The organism is Parabacteroides sp. FAFU027, from assembly GCF_022808675.1.
GTDB lineage: Bacteria > Bacteroidota > Bacteroidia > Bacteroidales > UBA7332 > CAXXIC01.
On record NZ_JAKZKV010000005.1, the window covers coordinates 346,033 to 358,185 of the forward strand.

Sequence of the window (12,153 nt, forward strand, 5' to 3'; positions counted from 1 at the left end):
ATCCTTTAAACCAATCACCATGGGAGTAATCATGCAAGCCTTTTATTGGGATTGTCCCGTTACAATCCAGCTACCTGTCAATTCGTATTACACATATATAAACATCTTATTAATCTTCAATTATGGCAACCAACGGAACAATCATTCAATTCTTCCACTGGTATTACCCCAATACCGGAATTCTTTGGAAAGAAATAGGTGAAAAAGCCAAGTCTTTGGCAGAAATGGGCTTCACGGCATTATGGACTCCTCCGGCCTACAAAGGCAGTGCTGGAGTGAACGATGTTGGCTATAGCATTTACGACCTATATGATTTGGGGGAGTTCGATCAGAAAGAGTCTATCCGCACCAAATATGGCACCAAAAACGAATTAATCCATGCTATTAGAGAAGCTCATGCCAATAGATTGCAGGTCTATGGAGATATTGTTTTTAATCAAAAAGCGGGAGGTGATGATATTGAATTTGTGAAGATTGTAAGAGTAAAAAAGGAAAATGCAAATTTTGTCCTTGGTGAATCTGATTGGATAGAAGCATGGACTGTTTTCAATTTCCCCGGCAGAAATAATAAATACTCTGATTTCAAATGGAATTGGGAACATTTTGATGGCGTGGATTATGCCAATAATTATCCGGATGAAAAAGACCCCTATGGAAATCCGCTTTACATTTACAAATTTGTAGATCGGGGAAAAGATTGGGAAAAATTGGTAGGTGACGAAAATGGAAATTACGATTACCTGATGTGTAACGATCTTGACATGAATTCAGCCGCCGTGCGGACTGAACTTTCGAGATGGGGAAAATGGTTCGTTGAGCTAACCGATATCGATGGATTTCGCATCGACGCTGTGAAGCACATCGAATATTCGTTCTTTAGAAATTGGCTCGAATATTTAAGAAAACAACTTAAGGAGTACTTTTTTGCAGTGGGTGAATATTGGAATCCCGATCATGTGAACGATTTATTGAAATACATCGAAATGACAAAAGGTTGTATGTCTTTATTCGATGCCCCGCTCCATAAAAACTTCTACGAGGCGTCACGCAATTATTATGACATGAGGTGTATTTTGAATAATACGCTTGTTCAAATAAATCCGTGTAAGGCTGTTACACTTGTAGACAATCACGACACACAACCTTGTCAGGCACTTGAGTCGTGGGTCGATTATTGGTTCAAGCCCCTTGCCTATGCCATCATCTTACTGCGCGAGCAAGGCTATCCTTGCGTATTTTATCCCGACCTGTATGGAGCCGGTTATACCGATCATGGTTTCAACATCGACTTAGCTCCTGTTCCAAAACTCACAGAAATGATTCGTGCCCGAAAACTGTATGCTTATGGAAATCAAAACGATTATTTTGACCACAGCAACATGGTCGGATGGACAAGAGAGGGTGACAACGACCATGAAAACTCAGGATTAGCGGTGTTATTGACTAATGGCAGTGGCGGTTCGAAATGGATGTATATGGGAAAGAATTCTGCCGGAAATGAATATCATGATTATCTGAATAACAGAACGGAAACCGTCAAAATCAACAAAGATGGCTGGGGAGAATTTTGGGTAAATGAAAAATCGGTATCTGTATGGGTGAAACAAAAATGAAGGCAAGGATGTGAATTATTGTTTTATAAAAGAAGTTATTAGTTATTGAAATTACCACAATAAAAACCAACGACCATGCTACTAAACATAAATCTCAATTTCCTCACAATTGATGGATTAAAGCCTTTTGAAAGCATCCTTCTATATTTCGGTTGCTTCTTGTTCTTTATAATGATAGCAGGTGTTCTCATCAATATCAGAGGAGATATAAAAAAATTCGTTCCTTTTATAGCTTTTTCCATTATAATGATTGGATACTCCGGAATTAAGAAGATTTCAATTGATACTAAATTCGGGAAAATTGAAGTAGAAAATAGAATGCTAATGAATGATCCATCAAATATTCAGATAAAACAAGATCTCGAAAATGATATCTCTAAGATAAATCCATCGGTTGTTTACTCTTCCAAGAATCTAACCCAATTAGCAAAAGCAAAAACAATTTTAGGTCAATATGACGAAGGAACAAAATATGCAGACAAAGCATTACAAAAAGAGCCAGGGTATGTTCCGGCGATTGAAATGAAAACGCTTGCACAAACCAGTCTGGCAATCAATTTCTTGATGATCAATCCCGATAACCAACAAGCCATTTCTGATGTAAATAAAAATCTGAACAACCTGAAAAGGATTTCATCCCGGAATAACTATACAAGACTCAAAGTTGCTGAGGGAAACTTATTAGTTGGAAAAACGACAGAAGCAAAAGAAAATGCAGCGGTTATTCTTTCAGAAAACCCGAAAGAAGATAAAGCAAATGAAATTATTCAGTTGGCCAAAATCAAGGAAGATCTGCAAAAAGCGATAGAAAGCCCTGCCGATACTTTTGCTCGTTCAAAAGCTATCAAGCATATTGAAAGTATTGAAAAAACCGCATCTAAAAGCGCAATACAGAGCGCAGTAATAGCCAAAGCATTTCAATCTCTGGGAAATGAACGTAAGAAAAACAAATACATAGACTCTACAAAGATCCAGCTTAGACGGCTAAAATAATTGCGATAAAGAACTATCTGGAATTTGCTCTTAACCTCATAAGTCATTGTTCATCTTAAATTTATCCATTATGTTACCTATTGATGAAAAACTTCTGACCGGTTACAATCGGCCCGGAAAGAATCTTAAGAAGCTGAATGGTATTGTTGTGCACTGGACAGCTAATATGTCCAAAGGAGCCAATGCTGAAATGCATTACCGATATTTTAACCGGCCTAAGCCTTCTACTAATGTTGTTTATGGCTCAGCTCATTATGTGGTGGATGACAAAACCATCCTTCATCTGATCCCCGATGATGAAGAGGCATATCATGTAGGAGCCAAATCTTATGAACCTCTAATTTACTCTCAGTTAGGTGTTCCGCATGGTGACAGCCCCAACTATTACACCATTGGCATCGAGATGTGCGTCAACTCAGATGGGAATATTTATAAGACCCGGGAGAATACCATCGAACTGATCCGTTACCTCTGCGATAAATATCATCTCGAAAGGAAAGACATCTATCGCCACTATGACATTACCGGCAAAGATTGCCCGTATATGATGCTGGATAATGGCATTTGGGGTCAATTTCTGAATGCTGTATTTAATCCCATTCCCGTCGCTCCGAAAGCTTATATCGTTACTGCTTCTGAACTGAATATACGAAAAGGAAACGGAATTACTTTCCCTATTGTCGGCAAGCTAAATAAAGATGATATCATTCATCCCATTGGATTTATTGGTAAATGGTTTCAGATTGGGGTTGATAAGTGGGTGCATTCGGGATATCTTTCTCTGGTTGTGTAGCGATAATCTCTATTATCATCGTACTTTGAGAATAATAAAATTTTAAAACTTAACAATTATGAGCGGAATAGCTGCTTTGGACATTGCTATCGGATTAGTATTTGTCTATCTGTTATATAGTCTGTTAGCTACTACGATCCAGGAATTGCTGGCCAGTTATTTCCATTTCAGGGCAAAAGTACTGGAGAGGGCTATTATTAGAATGTTGGAAGATGGAAATCGATTTAATAATCGATTTCAAATGGTTAATCGATTTCAAATGTTGTTTTTTATTTTCAAACCAATAAAAGATAAAGAAAAAACAACTGACCTGACTACAGCATTTTACAACCATCCACTTGTCAAATACCTGGCAGAAGACAAACCCAATAGCCGCCCCTCTTACATTTCCAAAGAAACTTTCTCAAAAGTAATAATTGACTTGTTAAGAGGGAAAGTTCAGGATCCGGGCGAAAATCATTCCAAAATGATTAGTGAGTCCCTTAAGGATGGAAAAATAAAGTGGGTAGAAGTTTCTATAAAAAATAGTAGTAATGAAACACTTGAATTTCTATATTCGATCTGGGTCGACTCCCATGGCGAAATTAGTGTATTTAAAAAAAGTCTGGAGTCTTGGTTTGATGAAACCATGGAACGTTGCACCGGCTGGTATAAAAAACAGACTCAGGTTATTACGCTGATCATTGGATTTGTTATAGCAGCTTCTTTTAATGTTGATTCGATTGCCATTGCCAATAAGCTTAAAAAAGATCCGAAGCTGCGTGAAGCAGTTGTGGCGCAAGCCGATGCTTTTGCAAAGGTTCATCCGAATCTGGATAAGGTGCAAAGTACAGATACGGCAATAAAAGACACCTTGACAGAAGCGTTACTTATGACTCAGGAGAAATTGATCAATCGGGCTGATTCACTTATAAAAACCGATATCGCAAACATGAACGGAGTATTAGGGCTTGGCTATCAATCATACTGCATTTGTGATATTAGCATGAAAGAAATCTTAGATCATCTTGCAGGTTGGCTCATCACGGCACTTGCCATCTCATTAGGCGCTCCTTTTTGGTTTGACCAGCTGAATAAGCTCATGAAGCTAAGAAGTTCAGTGAGCAGTTCGAAACCGGGAAGTGCCAAAGGGAATCCGGAAGATAAATTATCAACTCCTGAACGTAAAGGATAATGAAAGTCACAGTTAAAGTTTATTTGAATGTGCGGGTGGGCAGGCCAAGTGTCAATGCCCCCTGCTTTCAATATCTTGCTCCCGGCTCTGTAATTGAAGTAGAAGATAAGCCCTACCCGGGTGACAAATACGAGGGAATCGATACCTGGTATCGGGATGAAGCGGGTAATTATTATTGGAGTGGCGGGGTGGAGAACTTGATAGAAAAAACAAAAGAAGTTCAACCTAAAATCGCTGGTGAATATAAGAATATTAAAACAATTCCTTATCTGCTTCAAATAGATAAGATTTGGGACAAAAAAGAATTTGGAGAGAACGCTTCGATTGCGATTTTAGATAGCGGCATAGCCTTAAATTGTCCGGATTTATTAGGTGCAATTTCTTCAGATATAATTGGAGGAAATTTAAATTCGAAATTAAGAGCTCGAAATTTCGTCCCCAATAGCATATCAATTGATGATGATCTAGGACATGGTTCTCATTGCGCAGGATTGATTGCTTCAAGAAATAAAGAAAATCCAATTGGAATAGCGCCTAAAAGTAACCTTTATGTAGGGAAAATTTCAGATAGAAATAATTCTCCTTCTGTTAATAGTATGATCAATGGAATTGCATGGGCTGCGGGATTGGTACAAGGATCGCCTCAGAACATTGATATAATTTCTATAAGTAATGGGAGCTTATTAAATATTCCAGATATGATCCCTATTGTAAATCAGGCTTTGCAGAAGGGAAAGATTTTAGTCTGTTCAATTGGGAATAGAAATCTGAATGGGCCTATAATTGGAGGGTATTTTCCGGCCATAATAGATGGTGTAATATCCGTTGGAGCAGTCGATTTCAATAATGTATTTCAAGAGTTTTCATATCGTAATCCCAAGTTGACAATAACATGTCCAGGTACGAATGTTTTATCTTATTGGATTAATGGTGATTTGAATATAGAATCTGGGACCAGTCAATCAACTGCGATTTGTTCTGGTATTTTAGCTTTGTTGGTTTCAAAACTCAAAAAGGAAGGAGAAAAGAATATATCAGCAAAAATTAACAATGCCCTAATTAACTCCCCCCTTTGTTATAACGATGGATATCAATATAGAATAATTAACCCCTATATTTTATATCAAAGTATATGAAAAAGAACAACTACTTTCTTATCTTTTTACTGTTAATCGGTGCTAACACATTTGCACAAAATGCATTTTATGATGCAACTGAATTAAGCAAAGCATTGAATAGCAATAAAAAGTTTGGGCAAAATCAGTTTACTATATTATATATGTATTATCCTGAAAAATCAGACAATGAAATAGCATATTTATTAACTCAGAATCATTTCTTAAAGAATTATTTCGATCCGGCATGTTTGCATGCTTACATACCATCTCCATATATAAATAAGTTTATTAGTTCCTTTGGCGATCTAGATGTCACCAACTTTGCCGATGGCATGGCAAAATTTATAGTAAAGAGAACTAAACAGGAATTATCAATTACCTTCTTTGAGCGTTTTAAAGAAGAATTGGACAACACCCCCCAAGCGGAGATATTATTTCCGGCTACTTATAATGCTTTAAAAGCAATTGATCGGGAGATTTATAATTATTCGGCTTATCTGGATTTGCTTCGGGAGTCGTTTCAAAAAGATTTAGCTCTTTTACTACCAAATCTGGAGAGACTGGTCAACAGTGATTGTATGAAGTCGTTATTTTCAGAATATCCGGAGGTGAAAACTATTTTATCTAATGCTTTATTCATTACAAACGAATTCAGAGAGGGGAAACATCCGGGCGATATTGTGCATAATTATGCCACTTTGCGAGCAGATAAGAATTCTTTAGATAGAATAAGTCCGGATTTGTATCCTTCTTTACGAGTAATTGATCTATTTTCTCAGTCTCTTCGGTCAAGGCAAACCGGTCATTATTGGCTAAGTCAGGATTCTGTAATGTTGCTGTATAAAGATCCGGTTCTGCTGAATATCTATTTGGGATTAATATACCAACAAGTTAAGCAAATAGATCCTCAAATGAAGATTAACAATGACACGATTCTACCGTTTCTAAAAGAGATTCAAAAGAATACATCTTATTTAAATGCGTTGATTTCAAAAGCAAATAATGCAAATTACTATTTTAATGCAATCAAAGAAAAGCAGATTGCCGGAAAAGATAAGCCAACCTATCAGGACTATTATAGTCTATATGACGCTACGGTTAGTCTGCTTGAATATGTAAATCAATTGCCTTCAATTAATAATAAAATTGATCAATCCTATTTCAAAGCGGCACATAGTGTGGGAAATATGTACGTTGACATCTATGAAAAACAATATACCTCGGCAATTGTGGAACTAAGCAGTTACTTTTCTGATTTGAATTCTAAGCATATAAATCAGCAAATCCAGGAGATAGACGATAGCATTAAAGCTCTAAATGATACGATTAAAAAGAAAGTAAAGAAAGAAATAATAAAAGAGCTAGAAAATGAAAAGAGGGAGCTGGAAAAGATGCAGCAGCTCTCATCTTTTTTAGTCAAATATGGAACGTTTGCAGCTACTGTTGCTAAAGCTGAAAATAGTGATGAGGTAGCCGCCGCAATTGAAGCTGTTGCATTGCCAGCCGGTTCTTCAAGGGTGAAAAGAGAGAGCAACTTTAATGTGTCGTTGAATGCATATTGCGGAGGTTATTGGGGTTATGAAAAGATTAAAGATGTGGATAACGGACATCGGGAGGTGAACTTTAGATTTAAAAACTGGAATAGTTATGGAATATCTGCACCAATCGGCTTCGCAGCAAGTATGGGTCATTCATTTCCGTTTGGTTCCAAAGCAAGAATGTCGTCATCAATATTTTTTTCGGTTATTGATATTGGAACTCTCGCTGCATTTAGGTTTGACACGTCAAATGACAGTGTAGGTTTAGCGCCAAAGATTCAGTTAAAAGATATCATTTCGCCGGGAATTTTTTATTCGATTGGACTTCCAAAGTGCCCGATCTCTATAAATGTTGGATATCAGGTTGGACCTTTATTGAGAAAAGTCACTTCTACTCAAAATGAGTATAATAATAAATATTCAAGATTTAGTGTATCACTTTGTGTAGATATCCCTATTTTGAATTTGTATAACAAATCCCGATAAGCAAAGAACTGCTTCTATTTTGAACTGCACCCCAAATGTAATATCTAAATTGGGGGTGCAGTTCATAGATTGATAAACAAAACTACCTCTCCCCTAAAAACCTCTTCGGATTCTCCATCGCTATCAGATTAAAATTTTCTTCCCCCAGAAAAGCACGAAGATCCATTGAGAAGCGGCGTTCCTGCGCTTCAGTCTGCACCATGTAGTAATCCGAACCAAAAAGAATCTTGTGCTTCAGGTCTTTATCAGTAAGAAGAATTTTCAATACCGAGAAATAATCCGTATCATTCAGCGTATAGGATATATCCGTATAAAGATTGGGATAATCGCTGAGCATTTTCTTAATGATGACAAACCAGTTATCAGCTTGTCCGGGATCATCCAGGTATTGATCCAGATAATAGTTAGAGCCAAAGTGCGCAATGCAAATTTTTAGCGAGGGGAAATCCTCCAACACAGGAGTCCAGTTGCGGGGATCGGAGAAACAAGAACACAGCTCCTTCTTGCTCTTACCTTTCAGATCAGGAAGAGGAATCCTGGATTTGGAGAGCATCTTCAATAGCTCATGCTTGCATCCCCGGTAATGCACGGCATTATAAGGACTGCAATGCGATATCACCGGAATATGATTTGTCTGGCAATATTTATAAATCGGATATAACCGGTCATCATAAGGGAAATAGCCTAATGGAGGATAAATCTTTAGTCCTCTGAAACCATCCTTCTCCACCGCTTTCTTGAACATATCAAATACACCGGGGCGTCTCGGGTCAACATGAAAGAAAGGAATGACTGCCTGATTCTCACTGGCCAGATCCGCCAACTCAGCAATCTGCACATCGTAAGGCCGCGGCACTCTCCCGGCCTCCATGTAGGCCATATCCATAGGTAAGATGACAAACTTTATACCATCTGGATAATATGCGGCACATTTAGCTAAAACCGATCGTTGCGAATCCAAACCACCAGTCATCAGAAACCTGGCATAACGATCAAATAAATCATTATCCGTGAAAGGATTGATATGATGCAGGATTCTGGCCAAAAACCGGCTCCTTTCTTTGGAGGCCAGAAAACGTACCAATGAAAGAGGAAGAAACTTCTCCGGAACGTCCACGTTCAGGAAAGTGTGGATATGGCAGTTGTAATACATAAGGCTAATAGATTAATGTGATAAAAAAACTGAAGGAAGAGCCTAATGAATTTATACTGATATAAATCGAATCAGGTTTGTATAAAAACAAATCCCTTCTTAAATATGTTTTTTCGCATCCATTCTCTATTCACATACAAATCTACCCAGGATTAAAATCCTGCACTACAACATCGACCGTGCCTACGGCACTTCACCGTACAACAAAGCGCAGTAGGTGCGACCGATATTGTAGCAACGGAAACAACGTTCTCCGTTAGGCAATTTAATCCGTTGAAAACAATCCGTTATGACAAGTGTTATAAGAACAATTTTCATCCATACCACACAAATCGACATATCCCCCATTTATCATGGCAAATACCTATCACAAAATCTACATTCAGGCCGTTTTCGCAGTGAAATACCGCGATGCTGTCATCGCCGAAAACTGGAAGAAAGAATTGATGGCTGTAATTGGCAACCTGATCAATGAGACCGGCTGCAAAACACTTATTGTCAACGGTGTGGAGGATCATGTACATTGTCTGTTTGGATTGAAGCCTTCCGTCTCGCTGTCCGATGTGATGAAAAATGCCAAAGCAAAGTCATCCAAATGGATCAACGAAAGCAGCATACTGGATTACCGATTTGAATGGCAGGAAGGATATGGCGCATTCTCATATTGCAGATCAGAAGTAGATACGGTTTATCATTATATCGAACATCAAGAGGAACATCATCACCATCAGAGCTTCCGGGAGGAATATCTGGACTTTCTGGAGACTTACGAGGTGGACTACGATGAAGAATATATTTTTGAAGACTTAATTTGAATTCATATTCCCGCGAATGATTGCCCAATTTGCCTACAACATCGATCGTGCCTACGGCACTTCACCGTACGGCAAAGCGCCGTAGGTGCGACCGATATTGTAGCAACGGATTTTAATCCGTTGTATGTTAACGTTCGCCAAAAGACAATATTTCCACGCAAACAAAACAACTCTTCCATCAATGCTGTTATTTGTAGAACCAAGAACCAATTACAAATAACACTATGCGAAAACTACTGATAATATCCAACCTGTTAGCCCTGCTCAGTACGCAAAAAAGCTACGCCGGTCCGCCTTTCAATACCGATGATCCGGAGCCGGTTGAATACAAGGATTGGGAATATTAAGTTTCTACTGTAAACAACTACCATCAGGGAGTATGGTCGGGAACATCGCCTCATTTCGAAGTGAATTATGGCCTGATACCTGATGTGCAGATACACTTGCTGATGCCGGTGAATTACACGACCGTACCGCATCAGAAAGCCTCTTTCGGATATACAGAGACCGAAGTGGGTGTCAAATACCGTTTCCTGCAGGAGACCGATTCACGTCCATAGGTAGGAATCTTTCCGATCATTGAAGTGTCAACGATAAAAAATGAAACCTTCAGCAACGGGAAGCCTAAAATCTTCATCCCGGTCTGGGCACAAAAATCGTGGGATAAATTAACCACTTACGGAGGGATGGGATACTGGATCAATCCGGGAGAAGGTAACCGGAATTATATCTTCTCGGGCTGGGAAATACAATATGACTTCTCTACCGCTCTGATGCTGGGAGGTGAACTCTATTATCATTCGACAGATGAGATTGGTGAAAAACCCATTATAGCATTTAATATCGGAGGGTCATTCAATACAAGTACCAAAGTTCACCTGATTTTTTCGGCGGGTCACAGCTTGATCAACGGCAATGTCTTCACCTCCTACCTGGGACTATTATTGACTATCTAACATGTTGCAATTCTGCAAATAGGAATCTATTGAAAAGTGACTACAAATCATATTATCATAGACAAAACAAATGGAATCTAATCAAAGGTTAGTGCATTTGTATTTGCATTTTGAAGACCGGTCTTTCAAAATCCGCTATCTTTACCTTACAAAAAAAAGGAAATAATCATGCAAGCGCTACACGACATCATCGAATTCCGCACTTCACCCGAGATCCGTAAACGGCTGGAAGAGTACAGCATCCCCAAAGTCTTCAAAGCCGGTGATGTGATCCAACGCGAGAATGCCTATGTCAAGGCTATCCCCATCGTATCATACGGCAACATCAAGGTGCTGCGAACCGATGACGAGGGACGTGAAATCCTGCTTTACTACATCAAAGCGGGCGAAAGTTGTATCATGTCATTTCTCGGAGGCATGTACAATGATACCTCCAAGATCAAGGCAATTGCCGAAGAAGATACCGAGATACTTTTCATCCCCGCCAGTAAAATGGTGCCGCTCATCAAGGAGTTTCCCGAGTGGCTCGAATACATCTTCCGCCTCTACCACAAACGCTTCGAAGAGCTGCTGGAGATTGTCAACTCCCTTGCCTTTAAGAAAGTGGACGAGCGACTGCTCTCCCTGATTAAGACTAAATGCAGCCTCACGGATAACAACACCATCACCGTTACTCACGAACTTCTGGCTAACGAATTGGGAACTGCCCGCGTGGTAGTCTCCCGCCTGCTCAAGCAGATGGAGGAGGAAGGTATAGTAAAATTGGGACGGAATAAGATTACATTGGTGGGATAAGTCTGGCACGCGGATGACACGGATGCTGTGCAACACGGATTTTCACAGATAGGAAAAGCCTTCCTTCACATAAAATAGTGATCTGGAAGGCTTTCTGTTTTTTGTATCGTAAATATTTCCCTCTAATTACTCCAATCTGAGCAGAGCGGTTATTCTGAGTAAAAAAGGTCTCTCTATTGCTTGAGATTAAGGAGTTGCCCTGAGTTGCTTCGACCAGGAATTAAAACACTCAATCCACTCATCAGGCAAGTAATCCCTCACTAATTTCAGGTGATCAATATCGTGCGCATTAAAATCAGGACACACTTCTACAAAGCCATTATCTGACAACACCTTACGGGCACTTTCCTCAGTCATATACAATGCATCGTACAGCGGATGAGAAGATAAAGTATGATCAGGATCATCCGTAAAGATGTGACACATTCCAAATTTAGGATGTTTCCTATTCGTGATAAATCTGACATTTGCAATAATTACACTCGCATCGTTATCCCTGGTAATAAATTTCGCAAATCGAATAGAAGGAGTTAGAACAGCATTCATTATTCCTTGGTATTATTTGGTTTGATTCTAAATACAAAGATAAATGCATTCTCTTTACAACAAAGGCCTAAAGGCTTCAATTATTTATGTTTGATAGCAGTGTTCCATGCCGTTTAAGAAGAAATCTGCCCCATCTGGTGATGGGGCAAATCTGTTTCGGATTTATAGGAGGC

At 39.0% G+C, this 12,153-nt stretch carries 13 protein-coding genes; 11 read left to right on the plus strand and 2 right to left on the minus strand.

The features are described 5' to 3' along the window. Positions 1-122: 122 nt before the first annotated feature. From MLE17_RS10135 to MLE17_RS10160, 6 genes are all read left to right on the plus strand, one after another. Positions 123-1,613, plus strand: coding sequence for an alpha-amylase (locus tag MLE17_RS10135; RefSeq protein ID WP_243348680.1), 1,491 nt, complete (start codon positions 123-125; stop codon positions 1,611-1,613). Between the two features lie 75 nt (positions 1,614-1,688). Beyond that, complete coding sequence (locus tag MLE17_RS10140; RefSeq protein WP_243348681.1) at positions 1,689-2,606, plus strand: hypothetical protein; 918 nt, start codon at positions 1,689-1,691, stop codon at positions 2,604-2,606. A 70-nt stretch (positions 2,607-2,676) separates the two neighbouring features. Continuing rightward, on the plus strand, positions 2,677-3,399 hold the full coding sequence (locus MLE17_RS10145) for an N-acetylmuramoyl-L-alanine amidase (RefSeq protein ID WP_243348682.1): 723 nt from the start codon (positions 2,677-2,679) through the stop codon (positions 3,397-3,399). 58 nt (positions 3,400-3,457) lie between these two features. After that, positions 3,458-4,573 carry a hypothetical protein gene (locus tag MLE17_RS10150; RefSeq protein ID WP_243348683.1) on the plus strand — a complete coding sequence of 372 codons (1,116 nt, stop codon included), beginning with the start codon at positions 3,458-3,460 and terminating at the stop codon, positions 4,571-4,573. Then, positions 4,573-5,709: a S8 family peptidase gene (locus MLE17_RS10155; protein WP_243348684.1), complete on the plus strand. Its 1,137-nt coding sequence runs from the start codon at positions 4,573-4,575 to the stop codon at positions 5,707-5,709. The genes MLE17_RS10150 and MLE17_RS10155 overlap by 1 nt, the downstream gene beginning before the upstream one ends. Next, positions 5,706-7,715, plus strand: coding sequence for a hypothetical protein (locus MLE17_RS10160; RefSeq protein WP_243348685.1), 2,010 nt, complete (start codon positions 5,706-5,708; stop codon positions 7,713-7,715). Before MLE17_RS10155 ends, MLE17_RS10160 begins: the two co-directional genes overlap by 4 nt. 82 nt (positions 7,716-7,797) lie before the next feature. Here MLE17_RS10160 and MLE17_RS10165 read toward each other — a convergent pair whose 3' ends face one another. Then, the gene (locus MLE17_RS10165; protein WP_243348686.1) at positions 7,798-8,868 is read right to left on the minus strand and encodes an amidohydrolase family protein; all 1,071 of its coding nucleotides are present in this window, start codon (positions 8,866-8,868) and stop codon (positions 7,798-7,800) included. 353 nt (positions 8,869-9,221) lie between these two features. Here MLE17_RS10165 and tnpA point away from each other — a divergent pair, with 353 nt between their 5' ends. The 5 genes from tnpA (at position 9,222) to MLE17_RS10185 (ending at position 11,434) form a co-directional block, all read left to right on the plus strand. Beyond that, positions 9,222-9,683: an IS200/IS605 family transposase gene (tnpA, locus tag MLE17_RS10170; RefSeq protein WP_243348687.1), complete on the plus strand. Its 462-nt coding sequence runs from the start codon at positions 9,222-9,224 to the stop codon at positions 9,681-9,683. 224 nt (positions 9,684-9,907) lie between these two features. Further along, on the plus strand, positions 9,908-10,030 hold the full coding sequence (locus tag MLE17_RS18865) for a hypothetical protein (RefSeq protein ID WP_262920310.1): 123 nt from the start codon (positions 9,908-9,910) through the stop codon (positions 10,028-10,030). A 60-nt stretch (positions 10,031-10,090) separates the two neighbouring features. Continuing rightward, complete coding sequence (locus MLE17_RS10175; RefSeq protein ID WP_243348688.1) at positions 10,091-10,243, plus strand: hypothetical protein; 153 nt, start codon at positions 10,091-10,093, stop codon at positions 10,241-10,243. A gap of 24 nt (positions 10,244-10,267) precedes the next feature. Next, a complete protein-coding gene (locus MLE17_RS10180) occupies positions 10,268-10,639 on the plus strand; it encodes a hypothetical protein (protein ID WP_243348689.1) in 372 nt (123 codons plus the stop codon). 168 nt (positions 10,640-10,807) lie between these two features. Continuing rightward, positions 10,808-11,434: a Crp/Fnr family transcriptional regulator gene (locus MLE17_RS10185; RefSeq protein WP_243348690.1), complete on the plus strand. Its 627-nt coding sequence runs from the start codon at positions 10,808-10,810 to the stop codon at positions 11,432-11,434. Between the two features lie 186 nt (positions 11,435-11,620). Here the strand turns inward: MLE17_RS10185 and MLE17_RS10190 are convergent, their stop codons facing one another. Beyond that, a complete protein-coding gene (locus tag MLE17_RS10190) occupies positions 11,621-11,980 on the minus strand; it encodes a hypothetical protein (RefSeq protein WP_243348691.1) in 360 nt (119 codons plus the stop codon). Positions 11,981-12,153 lie beyond the last annotated feature (173 nt).

What these genes read in the sequence shown, in the direction of transcription:
- MLE17_RS10135 (WP_243348680.1), top strand. Translation starts at nt 123, where the DNA reads ATGGCAACCAACGGAACAATCATTCAATTCTTCCACTGGTATTACCCC.
- MLE17_RS10140 (WP_243348681.1), top strand. Translation starts at nt 1,689, where the DNA reads ATGCTACTAAACATAAATCTCAATTTCCTCACAATTGATGGATTAAAG.
- MLE17_RS10145 (WP_243348682.1), top strand. Translation starts at nt 2,677, where the DNA reads ATGTTACCTATTGATGAAAAACTTCTGACCGGTTACAATCGGCCCGGA.
- MLE17_RS10150 (WP_243348683.1), top strand. Translation starts at nt 3,458, where the DNA reads ATGAGCGGAATAGCTGCTTTGGACATTGCTATCGGATTAGTATTTGTC.
- MLE17_RS10155 (WP_243348684.1), top strand. Translation starts at nt 4,573, where the DNA reads ATGAAAGTCACAGTTAAAGTTTATTTGAATGTGCGGGTGGGCAGGCCA.
- MLE17_RS10160 (WP_243348685.1), top strand. Translation starts at nt 5,706, where the DNA reads ATGAAAAAGAACAACTACTTTCTTATCTTTTTACTGTTAATCGGTGCT.
- MLE17_RS10165 (WP_243348686.1), bottom strand. Translation starts at nt 8,868, where the DNA reads ATGTATTACAACTGCCATATCCACACTTTCCTGAACGTGGACGTTCCG.
- tnpA (WP_243348687.1), top strand. Translation starts at nt 9,222, where the DNA reads ATGGCAAATACCTATCACAAAATCTACATTCAGGCCGTTTTCGCAGTG.
- MLE17_RS18865 (WP_262920310.1), top strand. Translation starts at nt 9,908, where the DNA reads ATGCGAAAACTACTGATAATATCCAACCTGTTAGCCCTGCTCAGTACG.
- MLE17_RS10185 (WP_243348690.1), top strand. Translation starts at nt 10,808, where the DNA reads ATGCAAGCGCTACACGACATCATCGAATTCCGCACTTCACCCGAGATC.
- MLE17_RS10190 (WP_243348691.1), bottom strand. Translation starts at nt 11,980, where the DNA reads ATGAATGCTGTTCTAACTCCTTCTATTCGATTTGCGAAATTTATTACC.